This is a genomic window from Streptomyces rishiriensis (assembly GCF_030815485.1).
Classification (GTDB): domain Bacteria; phylum Actinomycetota; class Actinomycetes; order Streptomycetales; family Streptomycetaceae; genus Streptomyces; species Streptomyces rishiriensis_A.
The window spans coordinates 3,202,055-3,222,792 of sequence record NZ_JAUSWV010000002.1; the positions used below are offsets into that span (position 1 = coordinate 3,202,055).

Here is a 20,738-nt window from a genome sequence, read left to right on the forward strand (position 1 = left end):
CGGGCCCGTCGTGACCGGTCGCGCAGTTCCCCGCGCCCCCGAGAGCAGGTGAGCCACCCCTCCCGACGCCTAGAGGAGCACCCCGTGACCACCGCCGTTGCCGCGCCCTTCCGCTTCTTCTCCCTCCAGGTCGTACGGACCCGGCGGGTCGGATCGTCGCTCGTCCGGGCCACCTTCGCCGGGCCGGATCTCGAGCACTTCTTCTCCGACGGCCGCGACCAGTCGCTGTCGCTGTTCCTGCCCCAGCCGGGTCAGAGCGAGCCGCGGGTGCCCTACGAGCTGGGGGACGGCTGGTGGCAGGGCTGGCGTGAACTGCCGGACGACGTGCGGGCGGTGATGCGGTCGTACACCCTGCGGGCGCTGCGCCGGGACGCACTCGGGCGCACCGCCGAGATCGACATCGACTTCGTGCTGCACACCCCGGCCGGGCCCGCCTCCGCGTGGGCCGCCGGCGCCGCCGCCGGGGACCGGGTCGTTCTGCTGGGCCCGGCCCTGGCCGACAACCGGGCGATCCGGTTCCGGCCGCCCGAGGACACCGATCTGATCGTGCTGTGGGGCGACGAGAGCGCCCTTCCCGCCATCACGTCGATCCTGGAGTCCCTGCCGGCCGGTCAGCGCGTCCGGGTCTGGCTGGAGGCGCACGACGCCGGGAACGTCCGGGAGTTGGCGACCGCGGCGGACGCCGAGATCACCTGGGTGGTCGGGGAGGGCTCGGTGGACGCGCTCCGGGAGGCCCGGCTGCCGGCCGCCGAGCGCCCGTACCTCTGGATCGCGGGCGAGTCGGGGTGCGTGAAGGCGTTGCGCCGCCACTTCGTCCGGGACCGCGGGATCGACCGGCGCCGGATCACCTTCGTCGGGTACTGGCGGCAGGGCATGAACGAGGAACAGCTCCGCGCGGCGGAGTAGAGGCCACCACCCGTGCCCCCGTGAGCAGTTGTGCGGGGGCACCGACGTGATCACGGTCACGGCAGAGGAAAGATCCCCCCGAGGAACTTAAGTTAGGCTAACCTAAGTTGAACCGAGGCTCCGTACCCCGAGCCCGTCCGCACCACCCCTCGTCCCCACCCCCCGGAGGACTTCCACCATGCGCTCGCACCTGCTCAATGACACGACCGCGGAGCAGTACCGCCGTTCCGTGACCGAAGGAGTAGAGCGGGTGGCCGCCAAAATCGCCGCCACCGAACGTCCGTTCACCGGCATCTCGGTCGACGCCCTCGCGCCCCGCATCGACGGGATCGACCTGGACAAGCCGCTGCACGACACCACGGCCGTCCTGGACGAGCTGGAGGAGGTCTACCTGCGCGACGCGGTCTACTTCCACCACCCCCGTTATCTCGCCCACCTGAACTGCCCGGTCGTCATCCCGGCCGTGCTGGGCGAAGCGGTCCTGTCGGCCGTCAACTCCTCTCTCGACACCTGGGACCAGTCGGCCGGCGGCACGCTCATCGAGCGCAAACTGATCGACTGGACGACGGCCCGGATCGGCCTCGGCCCGGCCGCCGACGGCGTGTTCACCTCCGGCGGCACCCAGTCCAACCTCCAGGCGCTGCTGCTCGCCCGCGAGGAGGCCAAGGCGGAGAACCTCGCCGAACTGCGCATCTTCGCCTCCGAGGTCAGCCACTTCAGCGTGAAGAAGTCCGCGAAACTGCTGGGCCTCGGACCCGAAGCGGTGGTGTCCATACCGGTGGACGGCGACAAGCGGATGCGGACCGTCTCGCTCGCCCACGAGCTGGAGCGGTGCAAGGAGGCCGGTCTGACGCCCATGGCCGTGGTCGCCACCGCCGGCACCACCGACTTCGGCTCCATCGACCCGCTGCCCGAGATCGCCGAACTGTGCACGCAGTACGGCACCTGGATGCACGTCGACGCGGCGTACGGCTGCGGTCTGCTCGCCTCCGTGAAGTACCGGGGCCGGATCGACGGCATCGAGCGCGCCGACTCCGTCACCGTCGACTACCACAAGTCCTTCTTCCAGCCGGTGAGTTCCTCGGCCGTACTGGTCCGCGACGCGGCCACGCTCCGCCACGCCACCTATCACGCCGAGTACCTCAACCCGCGCCGCATGGTGCAGGAGCGCATCCCCAACCAGGTGGACAAGTCCCTGCAGACCACCCGCCGGTTCGACGCGCTGAAACTGTGGATGACCCTGCGCACCATGGGCGCCGACGGCATCGGCCAGCTCTTCGACGAGGTCTGCGACCTGACCGCCGAGGGCTGGCGCCTGCTGGCCGCCGACCCGCGCTTCGACGTCGTCGTCCAGCCGTCGCTCTCCACCCTCGTCTTCCGCTACATCCCCGCCGCCGTCACCGACCCGGCCGAGATCGACCGCGCCAACCTCTACGCCCGCAAGGCCCTCTTCGCCTCCGGTGACGCGGTGGTCGCGGGCACCAAGGTCGGCGCCCGCCACTACCTGAAGTTCACCCTGCTGAACCCCGAGACGACGACCGACGACATCGCCGCCGTCCTCGACCTGATCGCCGGCCACGCCGAGCAGTACCTGGGAGAGTCCCTTGACCGCGCTTCCTGAAGCCAGCCACACCTATGACTTCGTGGGGATCGGACTCGGCCCCTTCAACCTCGGCCTCGCCTGCCTCACCGAGCCCATCGACGCGCTCGACGGCGTCTTCCTGGAGTCCAAGCCGGACTTCGAGTGGCACGCCGGCATGTTCCTCGACGGCGCGCACCTCCAGACGCCGTTCATGTCGGACCTCGTCACCCTGGCCGACCCGACCTCGCCGTACTCCTTCCTCAACTACCTGAAGGAGAAAGGCCGACTCTACTCGTTCTACATCCGCGAGAACTTCTACCCGCTGCGGGTCGAGTACGACGACTACTGCCGCTGGGCCGCGAACAAGCTGAGCAGCGTGCGCTTCTCGACGACGGTCGCGGAAGTGACGTACGAGGACGACGTGTACGTCGTGCGGACCACCGCCGGCGAGCGGTTCCGCGCCCGTCACCTGGTCCTCGGCACCGGCACGCCCCCGTACGTCCCGGAGGCCTGCGCCGACCTGGGCGGCGACTTCCTGCACAACTCCCGTTACCTGCAGCGCAAGGCGGAGCTCCAGAAGAAGGAGTCGATCACGCTGGTCGGCTCCGGTCAGTCGGCCGCCGAGATCTACTACGACCTGCTCAGCGAGATCGACGTACACGGCTACCAGCTGAACTGGGTCACCCGCTCCCCGCGCTTCTTCCCGCTCGAGTACACCAAGCTCACGCTGGAGATGACCTCCCCGGAGTACATCGACTACTTCCGTGAGCTGCCGGAGCAGACCCGCTACCGCCTCACGGCCGAGCAGAAGGGCCTGTTCAAGGGCATCGACGGCGATCTCATCAACGAGATCTTCGACCTGCTCTACCAGAAGAACCTCGGCACCCCGGTGCCCACCCGGCTGCTCACCAACTCCTCGCTGAGCAGCGCGAGTTACGCGGACGGCAGCTACACCCTCGTCTTCCGCCAGGAGGAGCAGGGCAAGGACTTCGAGCTGAGCTCCCAGGGGCTGGTGCTGGCCACCGGCTACAAGTACACCGAGCCGGAGTTCCTCGCCCCCGTCCGCGACCGACTGCGCTACGACTCGCACGGCAACTTCGACATCGCCCGCAACTACTCCATCGACACCACGGGCCGGGGCGTGTTCCTCCAGAACGCGGGCGCGCACACCCACAGCATCACCTCCCCCGACCTCGGCATGGGCGCGTACCGCAACAGCTCGATCATCCGTGAGCTGCTCGGCAGCGAGTACTACCCGGTCGAGAAGACCATCGCGTTCCAGGAGTTCAGCGTATGAGCACGACCACGGCGGCCGGCGGCCGTCTCAGCCTCCGCCCCCTCGACCCCGTCGAGGACGCCGAGCTGCTGCACGGCTGGGTCACGCACCCCAAGGCCGCGTACTGGATGATGCAGAACGCGAAACTGGTGGACGTCGAGCGCGCCTACATGGACATCGCGGCCGACGAGCACAGCCACGCCCTCATCGGTCTGCACGACGGCGAGCCCGCCTTCCTGATGGAGTACTACGACCCGGCCCACCGGGAGCTGGTCGGCCTGTACGAGCCGCTGCCCGGCGACGTCGGCATGCACTTCCTGGTCGCCCCCACCGACCGGCCCGTGCACGGGTTCACCCGGGCCGTGATCACCGCCGTGATGTCACGCCTCTTCGAGGACCCGGCCACCTCCCGGGTCGTCGTCGAGCCGGACGTCGCCAACACGGCGGTGCACGCCCTCAACGAGGCCGTCGGGTTCGTGCCCGAGCGGGAGATCCAGAAGCCGGAGAAGCGGGCGCTGCTGAGCTTCTGCACACGCGAGCAGTTCGTCGCGGCGACGGGGGTGCCGGCATGAGCCTCGCCGACGCCGTCGCCCACCTCTCCCCCGAGCGCTGGGAGAAGGCCAACCGTCTGCTCGTCCGCAAGGCCCTCGCGGAGTTCGCGCACGAACGCCTGATCACCCCCGAGGAGAAGGACGGCCGCTTCGTCGTCCGCAGCGACGACGGGCTGACCTACTACCGCTTCACGGCCACCCGCCACGCCCTCGACCACTGGCAGGTGGACGCCGACTCGATCACCCGCACCCGCGACGGCGCCGAACTCCCGCTGGCCGCGCTGGACTTCCTCATCGAACTGCAGAAGACACTGGGTCTGAGCGAGGAGATCCTGCCGGTCTACCTGGAGGAGATCTCCTCCACCCTCTCCGGCACCTGCTACAAACTGACCAAGCCGCAGATCACGTCGGCGGAGCTGGTCAGAAGCGGCTTCCAGGCCATCGAGACCGGGATGACCGAGGGCCACCCCTGCTTCGTCGCCAACAACGGGCGGCTCGGCTTCGGCATCCACGAGTACCTGTCCTACGCCCCGGAGACGGCGAGCCCGGTCCGGCTGGTGTGGCTGGCGGCGCACCGCTCACGGGCCGCGTTCACGGCGGGCGCCGGCATCGCGTACGAGTCGTTCGTGCGGGAGGAGCTGGGCGAGAAGACGGTCGAGCGGTTCGACGGGATCCTGCGTGAGCAGAACCGGGACCCGGAGGACTACCTCCTCATCCCCGTGCACCCCTGGCAGTGGTGGAACAAGCTCACCGTCACCTTCGCCGCCGAGATCGCCCGCGGGAACCTGGTCTGCCTGGGCGAGGGCGACGACGAGTACCTGGCCCAGCAGTCCATCCGGACGTTCTTCAACTCCTCGCACCCCGAGAAGCACTATGTGAAGACGGCCCTGTCCGTGCTCAACATGGGCTTCATGCGCGGACTGTCGGCCGCCTACATGGAGGCCACCCCGGCCATCAACGACTGGCTGGCCCAGCTCATCGACAACGACCCGGTGCTCAGGTCGACGGGCCTGTCGATCATCCGGGAGCGGGCGGCCGTCGGCTACCGGCACCTGGAGTACGAGGCGGCGACGGACCGCTACTCGCCGTACCGCAAGATGCTGGCCGCGCTGTGGCGCGAGAGCCCGGTGCCGACGCTCCGGGACGGCGAGTCGCTCGCGACGATGGCCTCCCTGGTCCATGTGGACCACGAGGGCGCCTCGGTGGCCGGCGCGCTGATCGAGCAGTCGGGCCTGACGCCGACCCAGTGGCTGCGCGGCTACCTCCAGGCGTACTACACCCCGCTCCTGCACAGCTTCTACGCGTACGACCTGGTGTTCATGCCGCACGGCGAGAACACCATCCTGGTCCTGAAGGACGGGGCGGTGCAGCGGGCGATCTACAAGGACATCGCCGAGGAGATCGCCGTCATGGACCCGGACGCGGTGCTGCCGCCCGAGGTCCGGCGCATCCGCGTCGAGGTGCCCGAGGACAAGAAGCTGCTGTCCGTCTTCACGGACGTCTTCGACTGCTTCTTCCGCTTCCTCGCGGCCGGCCTCGCCACCGAGGGGATCCTCGACGAGGACGACTTCTGGCGCACCGTCGCCGAGGTCACCCGCGCCTACCAGGAGGCGAACCCGGAACTGGCCGACAGGTTCCGCCAGTACGACGTGTTCGCCCCCGAGTTCGCCCTGTCCTGCCTCAACCGCCTCCAGCTGCGCAACAACCGGCAGATGGTGGACCTGGCGGACCCGTCGGGCGCCCTCCAGCTGGTCGGAACCCTGAAAAATCCCGTCACGGGGTTCTGATCGGGCGGACGGGCGCCCCCGGGTACGGTCCCCGGGGGCGCCCGTCGCCGTCTTTGGAAGAATCCTCCCATGGCGGAAATCATCCAGAAGGACGGCACCTGGGTCTTCGACGGCGATGCCCTGCGACTCACCCCGGGCCGGGACAGGAACGTCAGCCCGCTCCGCAGGGAACTGGGTGAACTGCTGATCCCCCTGGGCGCGTTGGCCGGGCTGTCGTTCGAGCAGGGGAAGCGGACGGGGCGGCTGCGGCTCCGCCTGCGGGACGGCGCCGATCCCCTGCTCCAGGCGACCGGCGGCCGGCTGACCGAGCCGCACGATCCGTATCAGCTGCTCGTCGAATCCGACCGGTACGGGGTCGCCGAGTACCTCGTGGACGAGGTGCGCCGGGCGCTGCTCCTCGACGAGGTGCCGACCGACCCGGTGGACGCGTATCTGCTGCCCGGCCCCTCCGTGCCGCTGTCCGTCTCCGCCGGGGACGGCACCGCGAGTTTCGACGGTGAACGGGTACGGCTGGAGTGGAACTGGAAGACCGAGGAGTCCAAGGCCTCCGCCGGCGCCCGCAGTCTGGACATCGCGGAGATCGAGGCCGTGGAGTGGCAGCCCTCGGTCGGTCTCGAGAACGGCTGTCTGCGCTTCCGGCTGCGTCACGCGCCCACGAAGGCGCCGGCCAAGTACGACCCCAACGCCGTGGAGCTGTGGGGGTTCAAGAAGGATCCGCTGATGGCGCTCGTCGCGGCGGCCGTACAGGCCAGGCTGCCCCATCCGGCGGCCGGGCCCCGGGACGCCGTGCCCGCGCAGCGCGAGCCGGACGCCGCCGCCGGGGACGACCACGACGCGCTGCTGCGCCGTCTGCGCGAACTCGGCGAGCTGCGCCGTGACGGCGTCCTGACGGACGAGGAGTTCGCCCTGGCCAAACAGGCGGTCCTCAAGCGCCTGTAACGCGGACGAGGACCACCTGCCGACGGAGATGCGAACGGACCGGGGGGCACCCCGCCTGCCGGGAGGGTGGCGGGGGTGCGCCCTGCCTTCCGGGCGCACCCGGTGGGGTCACTTCGCCTTGCGGGCCACCGTGAAGTGGTCGACCTGCTCGCCCGTCTCGGCGATGCCGCGCACGGTCAGCGTGGCCGTACGGCCCTTCGCGGCCGGGGTGACGTCCACCCGCAGGAACGAGTAGTCGAGGTAGCGCACACGCGACCAGGTGACGGTCTCGTCGACCTTGCCGTCCTTGGTGTTGATGAAGGAGGCGACCGAGTCGACCTCGTTCTCGTGGCCCTCGTAGGAGAGCGGGGCGCTGAACGCGTACAGACTGCGGCCGGCCGCGCCCGCGGTGACGTAGACCACACCCTCGGACTCGGGGTACGCCGTGCCGCCGATCGGGAGCTTCTTGGTGACCGCGCCCGCCTTGATCACGTCGGTGCGCTCGTACTGGTGGTTGTGGCCGTTGATGACCAGGTCGACCGTGTACTTCTCGAACAGCGGCACCCACTCCTGGCGCACGCCCCCCTCCGAGGCGTGCGCGGTGGAGGTGCAGTAGGCGCAGTGGTGGAAGAAGACGACGACGAAGTCGACGTCCTTCGACGCCCGGTACTTCTTCAGCTGTGTCTCGAGCCACTTCGTCTGGGTGCCGCCCGAGATGCCGAGGTTGGCCGGGATCTCGAAGGAGATGTCGTTGGCGTCGAGCGAGATCACCGCCGTGTTGCCGTGGACGAAGGTGTAGACGCCCGGGAGGTTCTTCTTGTCGGGACCGTTGTCCGGGAGGTTCCAGCGCGCCTCCTCGCCCCCGTAGCCGTTGGGCGAGTACCAGGCCTCCATGTCGTGGTTGCCGTAGGCCGGCATCCACGGGACGGACTTGGCGACGGACTCGGTCTGGGCGAGGAACTGGTCCCAGATCCGCGCGTCGAAACCGGTGTCGGAGGCCTTGCCCTGGCCGGCCGGGTCGGCGTACGCGATGTCGCCGGCGTGCAGGTGGAAGGCCGGGTTCTGACCGAGGAGCAGGCTGTTGTTGGCGAGACCGTGGTAGCTGACGCCCTCGTCGCCGAACGCGGTGAACGTGAACGGCGCCTTGTGGTCGGGGGCGGTGGTGAAGGTGCCGAGGGTGCCGAGGAGGTGGGCGGCGGCCGGGTCGAAACCCGCGTGACCGACGCCGTAGTAGTACGTCCTGCCGGGCTTGAGGTGGGTGAGCCGGGCGTGCAGGTAGTACTGGGTGTGGTCGCCGCCGGTGCCCACCCCGGCCGGGGTGTGGAGGGTGCGCACCTCTGCCTCGATCCTGCGGGACAGGTCCCAGGGGTGGGCGCCGATCCGGATGAAGGGCTTCTTCACCGCGACCGGGACCTGCCAGGAGACCGTGATCTCGGTGCGCGGGTCGTTGCCGTAGGCGAGGTGGCGGCCGAAGGGGGCGACGAGGGCGCCGTCGACGTGCTCGGCGGCCGGCGTGGTCCTCGGGGCCCGCGCCGGCACCGCCGCCTGGGCCGGGGCGCCGGTCACGAACGCGCCACCCGTGACGGCGCCCAGCGTGACGGCGCCGCCTCTGATCATCGTGCGTCGGGAGAACTTGGCGCGCAGGTACTCGTGCTGCTCGGCCATGCTCATGCGGTCGGCGAGCCGCTCGGGTACGCCCATGCGAGGAGTGTCCATGACGTCTGAAACTCGTCGCCTCGGGCGACGGCCCGCCAGACGCCATATGGACGGTGCGCGAACAGCGGCTCATAACACATTCAACGTTGTCCCAAGGCTCCTTAACAGGTGCTTGCCCGAAATCGGGCACGATTCTTGCGAAAGCGGCTCGCGTCCTCCAGGATCTACCGGGTGCACGACGAACTCGTTGATCACCTGACGCGGTCCACGCCTCTCCAGCGGGGCGAGGCGCTCCGGGTGATCCAGGACGTGCTCGCCTACTTCGACGAGACGACCGAGAACTACGTCCGTCGCCGCCACCGCGAGCTCCAGGCCCAGGGCCTGGTCAACGCGGAGATCTTCGAACGGGTCGAGGCGGACCTGAAATACCGTGCGGTGGCGCCGCCGGAGCTCACGCTCAGGCAACTGCGGCGCATCGTCTACGGGTGATCGAAAGCTTGGGGATACCTATATATGTGCGGAATCGTCGGATACATCGGCAGGCGTGACGTGGCCCCGCTGCTGCTCGAAGGCCTTCAGCGGCTCGAGTACCGCGGCTACGACTCGGCGGGCATCGTCGTCACCTCGCCCAAGACGGCCGGCCTGAAGATGGTCAAGGCCAAGGGCCGGGTCCGCGACCTGGAGGCCAAGGTCCCGGCGCGCTTCAAGGGCACCACCGGCATCGCCCACACCCGCTGGGCCACCCACGGCGCCCCCTCCGACGTGAACGCCCACCCGCACATGTCGGCCGATCTCAAGGTCGCCGTCGTCCACAACGGCATCATCGACAACGCCTCCGACCTCCGCAAGAAGCTCGAGGCGGACGGCGTCGAGTTCCTCTCCGAGACGGACACCGAGGTCCTCGTCCACCTGGTCGCCCGCGCCCAGGCCGACAAGCTCGAGGACAAGGTCCGCGAGGCGCTGCGCGTGGTCGAGGGCACCTACGGCATCGCCGTCATGCACGCCGACTTCAACGACCGCATCGTCGTCGCCCGCAACGGCTCCCCGGTCGTCCTCGGCATCGGCGAGAAGGAGATGTTCGTCGCCTCGGACATCGCCGCGCTGGTCGCCCACACCCGCCAGATCGTCACCCTCGACGACGGCGAGATGGCCACCCTGAAGGCCGACGACTTCCGCACCTACACGACCGAGGGCACCCGCACCACGGCCGAGCCGACCACCGTCGAGTGGGAGGCCGCCTCGTACGACATGGGCGGCCACGACACCTACATGCACAAGGAGATCCACGAGCAGGCCGACGCCGTGGACCGCGTGCTGCGCGGCCGCATCGACGACCGCTTCTCCACCGTGCATCTGGGCGGCCTCAACCTGGACGCCCGCGAGGCGCGCCAGATCCGCCGGGTGAAGATCCTCGGCTGCGGCACCTCGTACCACGCGGGCATGATCGGCGCCCAGATGATCGAGGAGCTCGCCCGCATCCCCGCGGACGCCGAGCCCGCCTCCGAGTTCCGCTACCGCAACGCGGTCGTGGACCCCGACACCCTGTACATCGCCGTCTCGCAGTCCGGCGAGACGTACGACGTGCTGGCGGCCGTCCAGGAGCTGAAGCGCAAGGGCGCCCGGGTGCTGGGCGTGGTCAACGTGGTCGGCTCGGCGATCGCCCGCGAGGCGGACGGCGGCGTGTACGTGCACGCCGGCCCCGAGGTCTGCGTCGTCTCGACGAAGTGCTTCACCAACACCACGGTCGCCTTCGCCCTGCTCGCCCTGCACCTGGGCCGTACCCGTGACCTCTCCGTGCGCGACGGCAAGCGGATCATCGAGGGTCTGCGCAAGCTGCCCGCGCAGATCGCCGAGATCATGGAGCAGGAGGCCGAGATCGAGAAGCTGGCCGAGACGCTCGCCGAGGCCCGCTCGATGCTCTTCATCGGCCGCGTCCGGGGCTACCCCGTCGCCCGTGAGGCCTCGCTGAAGCTCAAGGAGGTCTCGTACATCCACGCCGAGGCCTACCCGGCCTCCGAGCTCAAGCACGGCCCGCTGGCCCTCATCGAGCCCGCGCTCCCGACGGTCGCGATCGTCCCCGACGACGACCTGCTGGAGAAGAACCGCGCCGCCCTGGAGGAGATCAAGGCCCGCAGCGGCAAGATCATCGCGGTCGCCCACCGGGAGCAGGAGAAGGCCGACCAGACGGTCGTCGTCCCCAAGAACGAGGACGAACTCGACCCGATCCTGATGGGCATCCCGCTCCAGCTCCTCGCCTACTACACGGCGAAGGCCCTCGGCCGCGACATCGACAAGCCGCGGAACCTCGCGAAGTCCGTCACGGTGGAGTAGCAGCCCTTCCCGCTCACACAGAACGGACCCCCCGTGGTGCCACCCACCACGGGGGGTCCGTCCTCATCGCCGGGGACGCCCGACACCCCGGCGGCGGCTGCCGGTCAGCCGGTGGCCGTCACGCCCCGGCCGGCAGCCCGCCTGGGAAGGGCACTGGGCCAGTGGGCCAGCGCCGCCGTCGCCGCGTACCAGGCCACCGCGCCCGCCGCGACGGCGAACCAGCCGCCGACCTTGGTGAGTCCGTCACTGTCGGCGAACCGGGCGACGGCCATCAGCACGAGTGCGACGCAGAACAACCCGTAGGATCCCTGGCCGAGTTGATCCCCTCCGGCCAGGGTCAGGGAGAGCGCCACGAGGGCGAACAGGAGCAGGAAGAGCCCTGCGGCGTTGTCGGAGACCTGGGCGCCGGCGGAGACCGCCCAGGTGAACCAGAAGGCGCCGAGGACGGTGTAGGCGGTGCCGGTGGCCGCGTCGCGGTCCCGGAGGGCGAACAGGCCGGCGACGAACAGTGCGACGCCGCCGACGTAGTGCGCGATGGATACGGCGTCCGCAGCCGTCACGCCGTCGATGAGGTCGGTGTATCCGAGCCCGAAGGCCAACAGGGTGACACCCAGGGCGAGTCGGCCGGCGATCGTGGTGGTGCTGCTTCCCGCAGAGACGTCGTTGTCCACGGCGGGGCTCCCTTCATGCATGTGCAGTTGTGTGAGCGATATATGCCCTTCACAAAGGCACAAACACCCCTACGCGCCAGTAGATTTATGCTGCGCGACCAGGGGGGCCGGACCTACCCAGATCTCATCTCACCTGGGAGGACGGCGAGTTACGGAATGACAACGACCGGCCGCCTGGCCCGCTTGGCGAGCCGCCCGGCGACCGAGCCGAAGATGCGGCCGACGATGCCGTGGGTCGAGCCGACGACGATCGCGTCGGCCTCGTACTCCCGCCCGACCTCTTCGAGTTCGTGGCAGATGTCGCCGCCGCGCTCGACCAGGATCCAGGGCACCTCGGCGAGGTACTCCGCGCAGGCGAGCTCCAGACCGAGCACCTCGGTGCGGTGGTCCGGCACGTCCACGAAGACGGGCGGCTCGCAGCCGGCCCACACCGTGGTGGGCAGCCGGTTGGCGACATGGACGATGATCAGGCCGGAGCCGGAACGGTGGGCCATGCCGATGGCGTACGCGAGCGCGCGCTCACTGGACGTGGAGCCGTCGAAGCCGACGACCACGCCGTGCTTGAAGGCGGGATCGCAGGAGTGGCGTGCGTCTTCCGCCGCCAGGGGCTCGGCCGCCGTAGGGTCGGCGACGGGCCGCTTGCGGTCCGCGGGTTCGAAGAATTCGTGACCGGCCATGGCTGTCTCGGCGTATTGATCCTTATACGGGTGGGACGCGCGGTGAACGACGGAGCTGTCCGGGAATCATCTTCCCAACCCCATACCCCCAAGGGTACGGCGGCACGCCTCCTGGGCCCAGATCCCGCACGCCCCCGGTGGGGGTTCCAGGGAGCATGCACGAGCGGACGCCCGTAACGCAATGGTTGCTGCCCCGTACAGGCGGTTTGCACAGGATTCACTGACGCGGGACCGGCGCGGGCAGTGACCGACCGCCCGAACCGGCGTTGAACCCCGTGCACCGCCGTCCCGCGACCGCCGTACCGCCCCCGCCGCACCGCCCCCGCACCGCCGCCCAAGGAAGGAGCCCACCCCGTGCCCTCGTTCCGTGCCCCTTCCGAGACCCGCCCCGGCGACGACCGGTCGACCGATCTGATCCGCTGGGCGGCCTTCAGCTGTTTCCTGGTCCCGGTGGTCCTCCTCTGGTACGGCACCTCGCTCGCCGGCACCACCGGCACCGCCCTGGGGCTCGCCGCCGTCACGGCCGTCTGCCGGGTGCTGCTGCGCCGGTCCGAGCGGTGCGCGGTCCGGTTGCTCGACGAGGAGCACGCGCCGCAAGGGCACCCCCGGGGGCGCCATCAGCGCACCGGGGCGGGGTCGCATCGTGGCGGTCGTCACTCCGGGGGAAACTCACCGGCCGGTTGACCGGTTTCCATACTCCGACCCGCTTCTTTTCAGCCAACTTCCGGTGATGGCGCGTCCCTTGCCCCAACCACCCCCCACCCCCCGTTCCACCTGCACGGAAAGGGCCTCAGGGGCCCTGCGCACCCTACGGGGATTGGCCACCGCACCGAGGCGCACTTCCCTGCACGGCCCACGAGTGCAACGCTTCGTGATCGAATGCTTCACGCCAAGTTGCCATGTCGACAATCTGCCGGGTGGTGAACTGGCCACGTCGGCATTGTGCGACACGTTAGATTCGATCTTGACTGTCTACGGCGGGGGACTCGTGCAGGACCGAGGGGAAACGTGCAGGAGCGACACAACCGAGGAGCCGCGACCACCGAGGGGGGCTTAGCAGGATGAGCCACGACTCCACTGCCGCGCCGGAAGCCGCGGCCCGGAAACTCTCCGGGCGACGCCGCAAGGAGATCGTCGCGGTGCTGCTGTTCAGCGGCGGCCCCATTTTCGAGAGTTCCATTCCATTGTCGGTGTTCGGGATTGACCGCCAGGACGCCGGCGTACCGCGCTACCGCTTGCTGGTGTGCGGTGGTGAGGAAGGCCCGCTGCGGACCACAGGGGGCCTCGAACTCACCGCACCACACGGCCTGGAGGCGATCTCCCGGGCGGGCACGGTCGTCGTGCCGGCCTGGCGTTCGATCACCTCGCCGCCGCCGGAGGACGCGCTCGACGCACTGCGCCGGGCGCACGAGGAGGGCGCCCGCATCGTGGGCCTGTGCACCGGCGCGTTCGTGCTGGCCGCCGCGGGTCTGCTGGACGGCCGTCCGGCCACGACCCACTGGATGTACGCGCCGACGCTGGCCAAGCGCTATCCGTCGGTACACGTGGATCCGCGCGAACTGTTCGTCGACGACGGCGATGTGCTGACGTCCGCGGGCACCGCGGCCGGAATCGATCTGTGTCTGCACATCGTGCGGACGGATCACGGTAACGAGGCGGCGGGCGCGCTGGCCCGGCGGCTGGTCGTGCCACCACGCCGGTCGGGCGGCCAGGAGCGCTACCTCGACCGGTCTTTACCCGAGGAGATCGGCGCCGACCCGCTCGCCGAGGTCGTCGCCTGGGCGCTGGAGCATCTCCACGAGCAGTTCGACGTGGAGACGCTGGCAGCACGCGCCTACATGAGCCGCCGCACCTTCGACCGCCGCTTCCGGTCCCTGACCGGCAGCGCGCCGCTGCAGTGGCTGATCACCCAGCGGGTGCTCCAGGCACAGCGTCTGCTGGAGACGTCGGACTACTCGGTGGACGAGGTCGCGGGGCGCTGCGGCTTCCGTTCCCCGGTGGCCCTGCGCGGCCACTTCCGCCGGCAGCTCGGCTCGTCGCCCGCGGCGTACCGGGCGGCCTACCGGGCCCGCAGACCGCAGGGCGAACGGCAGACGGACAACGAACCGTCCGGGCCGCCGCAACCGCCTCCGGCGCTGCACCCGGACGCTCCGGGACCGGTACCGCCGCAGCTGCGGCGTACGGCCTCGGCGGCGGCCGGTGCGATGGGCTCGTCGGCGTCCCTGCCGTCCGAGCACGCGCGCGACGCGTACGCGACCTCGCGGGCGAGTCTGCCGGGGCAGCGCAGCGGTACCTGAGCGGGTGACGGACCTCTCGCGCGCCGGCCGGGCCCAACGGCCCGGCCGGCGCCCGGGCACGAGAGCGCCCACGCGGGGCACCTCAAACGCCGACGTCAGCTTTAGGGTGGTCGCATGAACGATCGCATGGTGTGGATCGACTGCGAGATGACCGGCCTCTCGCTGTCGGACGATGCTCTCATCGAGGTTGCCGCCCTCGTCACCGACTCGGAGCTGAACGTGCTCGGCGACGGCGTCGACATCGTCGTCCGCCCGCCGGCCCGGGCGCTGGAGACGATGCCGGAGGTGGTGCGCGAGATGCACACCGCGTCCGGGCTGCTCGACGAGCTGGCCGGCGGGACGACCCTCGCCGAGGCCGAGGCCCAGGTGCTCGCGTATGTGAGGGAGCACGTGAAGGAGCCGGGCAAGGCGCCGCTGTGCGGCAACTCCGTGGGCACGGACCGCGGATTCCTGGCGCGGGACATGACCGCCCTCGAGGGTTACCTCCACTACCGGATCGTCGACGTGTCGTCGATCAAGGAGCTCGCCCGGCGCTGGTACCCGCGGGCCTACTTCAACAGCCCCCCGAAGAACGGCAACCACCGCGCCCTCGCCGACATCCGCGAGTCCATCGCGGAACTGCGCTACTACCGCGAGGCCGTCTTCGTGCCGCAGCCCGGGCCGGACTCCGACACCGCCCGGACCATCGCCGCGAAGCACGTCCTGCCCAGTGCCTGACCGGACCCCGTAAAGCCGTGCGCGAGCACCCCTTCGGACCCTGTACACTTTTTCTCGGCCGGTAGGGAGACCACAAAGTCCAACTGCCGGGCGTGGTGGGTGTAGCTCAGCTGGTAGAGCACCTGGTTGTGGTCCAGGATGCCGCGGGTTCGAGTCCCGTCACTCACCCTGAGTCATCAGCCGGTGACTTCCCGAGAGGGAGGTCACCGGCTGATGTGTTTCCCGGGAGGGGTCATGCGCTCGCGAGTCACCGCCGAGCCGTTCGCGACCGCCCGGCTCGATCTGCTCCCCCTGCGCGTGGATCACGCGGCCGAGATGGCGGTCGTCCTGGGCGACCCCGCGCTGCACACCTTCGTCGGCGGCGTCCCCTGCACACCCGAGGCCCTGCGCGCCCGCTACGAACGGCTCGTCGCCGGTTCGCCGGATCCGTCCGTCACCTGGTGCAACTGGGTGCTGCGGGTACGGGACGCCGACCGGGCGGCCGGGACCGTACAGGCCACCGTGACCGGACGGGACCGGGCCGAGATCGCCTGGGTCGTCGGCACCTCCTGGCAGGGCCGCGGCCTCGCTTCGGAGGCGGCCGCGGGACTCGTCGCCTGGTTGCGGGCACAGGGTGTGCGGACGATCGTCGCCCATGTCCGTCCCGACCACCACGCGTCCGCGGCGGTGGCCCGCTCCGCGGGGCTCTCGGCCACCGCGGAGCGGCAGGACGGCGAGGTGCGGTGGCGGCTGTCCGTCGCGCCGTGAAGCGGTGCCGCGCTCAGGAGGAGGAGCGCCCCACCAGCTCCGTGGCCAGCACGACCTGCCGCCGCTCCAGGCCCCGGGACACCGCGGGACGGCGGTCCGCGATCTCCGTGAGGAGCAGGTCCAGCATCCTGCGGCCCATCTCCTCGATGGGCTGGCGCACGCTCGTCAGCGGGGGGTCCATGTGCCGGGCGATCGCCGAGTCGTCGTAGCCGACCATCGCCACGTCCTCCGGGAGACGGCGGCCCGCCTCGCGCAGTGCACGGCGGGCGCCGGCCGCCATGACGTCGGAGCCCGCGAAGACGGCGTCCAGGGAGGGGTTGCGGGCGAGAAGCTCCCCCATCGCGCGGTGTCCGCCCTCCTCGGTGAAGTCGCCCGGGGCGATCAGGCCCTCGTCCGGCGGGTAACCCGCGTCGCGCAGGGCGTCGCGGTAGCCGTCGACGCGTCGCTGGGCGCCGTAGACGTCCAGGCGGCCCGTGATGTGGGCGATGTGGGTACGGCCCCGGGAGAGCAGGTGCTCCACCGCCGAGCGGGCGCCGCCGTAGTTGTCGGAGTCCACGGACGGCAGGGTCTCGGCGGCGGAGCGCGGGCCGCTGATCACCGCCGGGATCTCCAGCTGGGCCAGCAGGTCGGGCAACGGGTCGTCGGCGTGCACCGAGACCAGGAGCACGCCGTCGACGCGGTGCGCGGCCAGGTACTGGGCCAGCCTTTGCCGTTCACGGTCGCTACCCGCGAAGATCAGCAGCAGCTGCATCTCGGTGTCGGCGAGTTCGGCTCCGACGCCGCGCAGCATGTCCGAGAAGTACGGCTCGGCGAAGAACCGGGTCTCCGGCTCGGGCACCACCAGCGCGATCGCGTCCGTGCGGTTGGCGGCGAGGGCGCGGGCCGCGGTGTTCGGGACGTAGCCGAGCTCGGCCACGGCCGCCTCGACGGCCGCGCGGGTCGCGTCACTGACCCGGGGCGAGCCGTTGATCACCCGGGAGACCGTGCCGCGGCCGACGCCGGCGCGCGCGGCCACCTCTTCGAGAGTCGGCCGCCCCCCGCTCCGGCTCCGCGCTCCGTGGCTTGCCATGGGCCCCGCCTTCCCGCCGTTGTTCACGCTGGCCTGGAATCTAACAGCCGTGACCGGGGTGAACTCCTCGGGAGAGCCCCTTCCGACCACTTCGCGGGTCCGCTCGCCCTCGTGGGCTCCACCCGCGCGCGAGCGGAGCCCGGCGAACAGGCCCGATGGGTCAGCCGGCGTCGCAGGTGCGCCAAGGCCTGGCGTCGCGGACATCACTGGCGGTGATGCGCCGCCCGCGTCCGGCCGTCCCTTGCTCGCCGACGGCAGGGACCACCGACCGGGCCCCGCGTCTCCACAACTCCCCCGCACGGGCGCGAACATCACGGGAGCCGTTCCGGTGCGCGTGACCGACGAACCGGCAGCGCCGGCACGCCGGTCGGACCGCGACCACGGTATCGACCCGGCACTTCCGGTTGTCCGGGGCCGCCCGCGAAAGCGACGCCCCTGAACCTTCCTTCGACGGTCCGCCAGGAGACGGTGCGAGCCTCCGTCTGCCAGGACGGCATCCGCACGTACCGCTCCACCGAGTCCCATCCCAACGCGAGGGCGCGATGCGCCTCCCCCGGATTCCGCTTCGAGCCCTGTCGGCCGGAGCTCCGTGCGTTCAGACTTGCACGCAACACTGTGTACGCATCGGCCGTCTTCGCGATCACCCGCCGAGCGGCCCGCGCCCGCGACCACCGACGGTTCTCGATCCCGGAGCGGCCGCGCTCGCGCAGGGCGGAGTTCTTGTACGTCGCATGCACCGAGGCGACCTCGGCAGCTCAGGTGGCGGCTTCGTCACAAGCGCGCGGCTTCGCCTCGAGCGCCGGTGCCCGAACAGGCGTCGGCAGGAGCCTGACCTGCACAAGCAGCTTCACACCACGCTCGTTGTCCCGCATGATCGGCGCGTTGCACACGAACAGACGAGCCTCCATCGAAAGGGTGATCGGCATCGCGATCTCCGTCCGCCGACCATCACCTCGACACCGCCGTCCAGAGCCTCGACGGCATGGATTCGATGAAAGAAACATCTCGAAGCGGTATCGCGCCGCCCCCACTCTTGACACCCCCGCCCGAACCGACGACTCTTCAACACATCACCTGTGGGAGCGCTCCCACGGTACCTGACACATACACATCCCGCACGTTCCCCGCCCGAGCCGCAGCGAGTAACTAACGGGCCCAACAATGCAGTTGGCCGGGGGGTCGGCACGTCAGGGCAACAGGAGGACGCAATGCGAGCACGTACCCGAACCACCCGCCGGGTGGTGGTCCTGGCGGCCGTCGCGTCGCTGGGCGCCGGGCTGCTGGCCGGCTGTGCCGACGATGGTGGCGACGACGCTTCCGACGGCGCGTCGTCGGGCGGCGGCAAGGGCAAGACGACGATCACGCTGGGTCTGTTCGGCACGATGGGCTTCAAGGAGGCCGGTCTCTACGCCGAGTACGAGAAGCTCCACCCCGACATCAAGATCGCCGAGAATGTCACGGAGCGCAACGAGAACTACTACCCGGCGCTTCTCAACCACCTCACGACCAACAGTGGCCTGATGGACGTCCAGGCCATCGAGGTCGGCAACATAGCCGAGGTCGTCGCCACCCAGGCGGCCAAGTTCGAGGACATGGCCAAGGTCTCGGGCGTCGACAAGAGCAAGTGGCTGGGCTGGAAGTGGTCGCAGGGCACCACCAAGGACGGCCAGACGATCGCTCTCGGCACCGACGTCGGCCCGATGGCCCTCTGCTACCGCAAGGACCTCTTCCAGGCGGCCGGTCTGCCCACCGACCGCGAGGCGGTCGGCAAGCTGTGGGCCGGCGACTGGAACAAGTTCATCGCCACCGGCGAGCAGTACAAGAAGAAGGCCAAGGCGGGCACCTTCTTCATGGACTCCCCCGGCGGACTGATCAACGCCATCCTCAGCAGTGAGGAGGAGAAGTTCTACGACTCCTCCGGCGAGATCATCTACAAGTCGAACCCGGCGGTGAAGGCCGCCTTCGACCTGACCGCGAAGGCCGCCGAGGAGGGCCTGGTCCAGGCCCAGACGCAGTTCCAGCCGGCCTGGGACACGACGATCGCCAACAGCAAGTTCGCCACCATCGCCTGCCCGCCGTGGATGCTCGGCACCATCAAGGGCAAGGCGAAGGCCGAGGACGCCGGCAAGTGGGACGTGGCCGTCGCGCCCAAGTCCGGCAACTGGGGCGGTTCCTTCCTGGGCGTGCCGAAGAGCGGCAAGCACGTGAAGGAGGCCGAGGCGTTCATCACCTGGCTGACCGCGCCCGAGCAGCAGGCGAAGCTGTTCAAGGTGCAGGGTTCCTTCCCGAGCACGCCCAGCGCGTACACGATGCCCGAAGTGACCGGTGCGAAGAACGAGATGACCGGTGACTCGCCGATCGGCACGGTCTTCTCCGAGGCCGCCAAGACGGCTCCGGTGCAGGTGATCGGCCCGAAGGACCAGATCATCCAGCAGGGCCTGACGGACAACGGCGTCATCCTCGTGACGAAGGGCAAGTCGGCGGCGGAAGCCTGGAACACGGCCACCAAGACCATCGACAACAACCTGGACAAGTGACCCGAATGGCCACCCGCCACGACACCGCCGCGCCCCCCGCCAAGGAGGGGGGCGCGGCCCCGGGCCGCCCGCCCGTCGTTCCCACGGAGGCGGAGCAGCGGCACCGGGCCCGGCTGTCCCGCCGCTGGCAGCGGGACAAGCGCTGGAGCCCGTACGCCTTCGTCTCGCCGTTCTTCCTGCTGTTCCTCGCGTTCGGCCTGTTCCCGCTGATCTACACCGGCTGGGCCTCGCTGCACCAGGTGGAGCTGACCGCGCCCACCGACATGACGTGGGTGGGGATGCGCAACTACACGCGCATCTTCGACGACGACTTCTTCTGGAACGCGGCGAAGAACACCCTGACGATCGGGATCATCTCGACCGTTCCGCAGCTGCTGATGGCCATGGGCCTCGCCCACATCCTCAACTACAAGCTGCGTGCCTCGACCTTCTACCGGGTCGCGATGCTCGCGCCGTACGCGACCTCGATCGCGGCCGCCTCGCTGGTGTTCGTGCTGCTCTTCGGGCGCGACTACGGCATGATCAACTGGGCGCTGCACTTCGCCGGGATCGACGCGATCGACTGGCAGAACGACAAGTGGCCTTCGCAGATCGCCGTCTCGTCGATCGTCATCTGGCGGTGGACCGGCTACAACGCGCTGATCTACCTGGCCGCGATGCAGGCGATCCCGCAGGACCTGTACGAGTCGGCGGCGCTGGACGGCGCCAGCCGCTGGAAGCAGTTCCTGCACGTCACGCTGCCGTCGCTGCGGCCGACGATCCTGTTCACGGTCGTCGTCTCGACGATCGGCGCCAGTCAGGTCTTCGGCGAGCCGCTGCTGTTCGACGCCAACAAGGGCGCGTCGGGTGGCGCGGAGCACCAGTTCCAGACGCTGGGCCTGTACCTGTACGAGCAGGGCTGGGTGAACCAGCACCTGGGCCGGGCCTCGGCGATCGCCTGGACGATGTTCCTGATCCTGATCCTGATCGGCATCGTCAACTACGTCATCTCGCGCCGGCTGCGCGCCAGTAGTTAG

At 69.9% G+C, this 20,738-nt stretch carries 19 protein-coding genes and 1 tRNA gene; 15 read left to right on the forward strand and 5 right to left on the reverse strand.

Translation table 11 applies throughout. The annotated features are described in order from the left end of the window. Nucleotides 1-84: 84 nt before the first annotated feature. From QF030_RS16665 to QF030_RS16690, 6 genes are all read left to right on the forward strand, one after another. Nucleotides 85-906 carry a siderophore-interacting protein gene (locus tag QF030_RS16665; protein ID WP_307163472.1) on the forward strand — a complete coding sequence of 274 codons (822 nt, stop codon included), beginning with the start codon at nt 85-87 and terminating at the stop codon, nt 904-906. Nucleotides 907-1,084: 178 nt separating this feature from the next. Next, nucleotides 1,085-2,527 carry a lysine decarboxylase DesA gene (gene desA / locus QF030_RS16670; protein ID WP_307163473.1) on the forward strand — a complete coding sequence of 481 codons (1,443 nt, stop codon included), beginning with the start codon at nt 1,085-1,087 and terminating at the stop codon, nt 2,525-2,527. Next, nucleotides 2,511-3,785 carry a lysine N(6)-hydroxylase/L-ornithine N(5)-oxygenase family protein gene (locus QF030_RS16675; protein ID WP_307163474.1) on the forward strand — a complete coding sequence of 425 codons (1,275 nt, stop codon included), beginning with the start codon at nt 2,511-2,513 and terminating at the stop codon, nt 3,783-3,785. The genes desA and QF030_RS16675 overlap by 17 nt, the downstream gene beginning before the upstream one ends. Further along, nucleotides 3,782-4,336, forward strand: coding sequence for a GNAT family N-acetyltransferase (locus QF030_RS16680; RefSeq protein ID WP_307163475.1), 555 nt, complete (start codon nt 3,782-3,784; stop codon nt 4,334-4,336). Before QF030_RS16675 ends, QF030_RS16680 begins: the two co-directional genes overlap by 4 nt. Then, complete coding sequence (locus tag QF030_RS16685; protein ID WP_307163476.1) at nt 4,333-6,102, forward strand: IucA/IucC family protein; 1,770 nt, start codon at nt 4,333-4,335, stop codon at nt 6,100-6,102. Before QF030_RS16680 ends, QF030_RS16685 begins: the two co-directional genes overlap by 4 nt. Nucleotides 6,103-6,171: 69 nt before the next feature. Continuing rightward, entirely contained in the window at nt 6,172-7,041 is an 870-nt protein-coding gene (locus tag QF030_RS16690) for a DUF4429 domain-containing protein (protein WP_307163477.1), read from the forward strand. Between the two features lie 108 nt (nt 7,042-7,149). Here QF030_RS16690 and QF030_RS16695 read toward each other — a convergent pair whose 3' ends face one another. Next, nucleotides 7,150-8,721 (reverse strand): purple acid phosphatase family protein, encoded by a 1,572-nt coding sequence (locus QF030_RS16695; protein ID WP_307163478.1) that lies wholly within the window; start codon nt 8,719-8,721, stop codon nt 7,150-7,152. Between the two features lie 186 nt (nt 8,722-8,907). Here QF030_RS16695 and QF030_RS16700 point away from each other — a divergent pair, with 186 nt between their 5' ends. Together QF030_RS16700 and glmS are read left to right on the forward strand one after the other, a co-directional pair. Continuing rightward, complete coding sequence (locus QF030_RS16700) at nt 8,908-9,165, forward strand: hypothetical protein (protein WP_020131788.1); 258 nt, start codon at nt 8,908-8,910, stop codon at nt 9,163-9,165. A gap of 24 nt (nt 9,166-9,189) precedes the next feature. Next, nucleotides 9,190-11,007 carry a glutamine--fructose-6-phosphate transaminase (isomerizing) gene (gene glmS / locus QF030_RS16705; RefSeq protein WP_307163479.1) on the forward strand — a complete coding sequence of 606 codons (1,818 nt, stop codon included), beginning with the start codon at nt 9,190-9,192 and terminating at the stop codon, nt 11,005-11,007. 104 nt (nt 11,008-11,111) lie between these two features. Here glmS and QF030_RS16710 read toward each other — a convergent pair whose 3' ends face one another. Together QF030_RS16710 and QF030_RS16715 are read right to left on the reverse strand one after the other, a co-directional pair. Next, a complete protein-coding gene (locus QF030_RS16710) occupies nt 11,112-11,678 on the reverse strand; it encodes a GPR1/FUN34/YaaH family transporter (RefSeq protein ID WP_307163480.1) in 567 nt (188 codons plus the stop codon). A 149-nt stretch (nt 11,679-11,827) separates the two neighbouring features. Next, a complete protein-coding gene (locus tag QF030_RS16715) occupies nt 11,828-12,355 on the reverse strand; it encodes a universal stress protein (protein WP_307163481.1) in 528 nt (175 codons plus the stop codon). 354 nt (nt 12,356-12,709) lie between these two features. On the opposite strand from QF030_RS16715, the gene QF030_RS16720 reads away from it, so the two are divergent. The 5 genes from QF030_RS16720 to QF030_RS16740 all read left to right on the forward strand — a co-directional run bounded on the left by QF030_RS16720 (nt 12,710) and on the right by QF030_RS16740 (nt 16,116). After that, nucleotides 12,710-13,039: a hypothetical protein gene (locus tag QF030_RS16720; RefSeq protein ID WP_307163482.1), complete on the forward strand. Its 330-nt coding sequence runs from the start codon at nt 12,710-12,712 to the stop codon at nt 13,037-13,039. A gap of 377 nt (nt 13,040-13,416) precedes the next feature. Then, nucleotides 13,417-14,652 carry a helix-turn-helix domain-containing protein gene (locus QF030_RS16725; RefSeq protein ID WP_307163483.1) on the forward strand — a complete coding sequence of 412 codons (1,236 nt, stop codon included), beginning with the start codon at nt 13,417-13,419 and terminating at the stop codon, nt 14,650-14,652. A gap of 114 nt (nt 14,653-14,766) precedes the next feature. Further along, complete coding sequence (gene orn, locus QF030_RS16730; RefSeq protein ID WP_307163484.1) at nt 14,767-15,369, forward strand: oligoribonuclease; 603 nt, start codon at nt 14,767-14,769, stop codon at nt 15,367-15,369. A 95-nt stretch (nt 15,370-15,464) separates the two neighbouring features. Beyond that, a tRNA-His gene (locus QF030_RS16735) sits at nt 15,465-15,537 on the forward strand. A gap of 66 nt (nt 15,538-15,603) precedes the next feature. Then, nucleotides 15,604-16,116 carry a GNAT family N-acetyltransferase gene (locus QF030_RS16740; RefSeq protein WP_307163485.1) on the forward strand — a complete coding sequence of 171 codons (513 nt, stop codon included), beginning with the start codon at nt 15,604-15,606 and terminating at the stop codon, nt 16,114-16,116. 13 nt (nt 16,117-16,129) lie between these two features. Here the strand turns inward: QF030_RS16740 and QF030_RS16745 are convergent, their stop codons facing one another. Beyond that, nucleotides 16,130-17,185 (reverse strand): LacI family DNA-binding transcriptional regulator, encoded by a 1,056-nt coding sequence (locus tag QF030_RS16745; RefSeq protein ID WP_307163486.1) that lies wholly within the window; start codon nt 17,183-17,185, stop codon nt 16,130-16,132. Nucleotides 17,186-17,940: 755 nt separating this feature from the next. Next, nucleotides 17,941-18,111, reverse strand: coding sequence for a hypothetical protein (locus QF030_RS16750; protein ID WP_307163487.1), 171 nt, complete (start codon nt 18,109-18,111; stop codon nt 17,941-17,943). A 282-nt stretch (nt 18,112-18,393) separates the two neighbouring features. Here QF030_RS16750 and QF030_RS16755 point away from each other — a divergent pair, with 282 nt between their 5' ends. Together QF030_RS16755 and QF030_RS16760 are read left to right on the forward strand one after the other, a co-directional pair. After that, the gene (locus QF030_RS16755) at nt 18,394-19,722 is read left to right on the forward strand and encodes an ABC transporter substrate-binding protein (protein WP_307163488.1); all 1,329 of its coding nucleotides are present in this window, start codon (nt 18,394-18,396) and stop codon (nt 19,720-19,722) included. A 5-nt stretch (nt 19,723-19,727) separates the two neighbouring features. Next, on the forward strand, nt 19,728-20,738 hold the full coding sequence (locus QF030_RS16760; protein WP_307167589.1) for a carbohydrate ABC transporter permease: 1,011 nt from the start codon (nt 19,728-19,730) through the stop codon (nt 20,736-20,738).

Coding starts and splice junctions, on each gene's coding strand:
- desA (WP_307163473.1), top strand. CDS start 1,085: ATGCGCTCGCACCTGCTCAATGACACGACCGCGGAGCAGTACCGCCGT.
- QF030_RS16680 (WP_307163475.1), top strand. CDS start 3,782: ATGAGCACGACCACGGCGGCCGGCGGCCGTCTCAGCCTCCGCCCCCTC.
- QF030_RS16685 (WP_307163476.1), top strand. CDS start 4,333: ATGAGCCTCGCCGACGCCGTCGCCCACCTCTCCCCCGAGCGCTGGGAG.
- QF030_RS16690 (WP_307163477.1), top strand. CDS start 6,172: ATGGCGGAAATCATCCAGAAGGACGGCACCTGGGTCTTCGACGGCGAT.
- QF030_RS16695 (WP_307163478.1), bottom strand. CDS start 8,721: ATGGGCGTACCCGAGCGGCTCGCCGACCGCATGAGCATGGCCGAGCAG.
- glmS (WP_307163479.1), top strand. CDS start 9,190: ATGTGCGGAATCGTCGGATACATCGGCAGGCGTGACGTGGCCCCGCTG.
- QF030_RS16715 (WP_307163481.1), bottom strand. CDS start 12,355: ATGGCCGGTCACGAATTCTTCGAACCCGCGGACCGCAAGCGGCCCGTC.
- QF030_RS16725 (WP_307163483.1), top strand. CDS start 13,417: ATGAGCCACGACTCCACTGCCGCGCCGGAAGCCGCGGCCCGGAAACTC.
- orn (WP_307163484.1), top strand. CDS start 14,767: ATGAACGATCGCATGGTGTGGATCGACTGCGAGATGACCGGCCTCTCG.
- QF030_RS16740 (WP_307163485.1), top strand. CDS start 15,604: ATGCGCTCGCGAGTCACCGCCGAGCCGTTCGCGACCGCCCGGCTCGAT.
- QF030_RS16745 (WP_307163486.1), bottom strand. CDS start 17,185: ATGGCAAGCCACGGAGCGCGGAGCCGGAGCGGGGGGCGGCCGACTCTC.
- QF030_RS16750 (WP_307163487.1), bottom strand. CDS start 18,111: ATGCCGATCACCCTTTCGATGGAGGCTCGTCTGTTCGTGTGCAACGCG.
- QF030_RS16755 (WP_307163488.1), top strand. CDS start 18,394: ATGCGAGCACGTACCCGAACCACCCGCCGGGTGGTGGTCCTGGCGGCC.
- QF030_RS16760 (WP_307167589.1), top strand. CDS start 19,728: ATGGCCACCCGCCACGACACCGCCGCGCCCCCCGCCAAGGAGGGGGGC.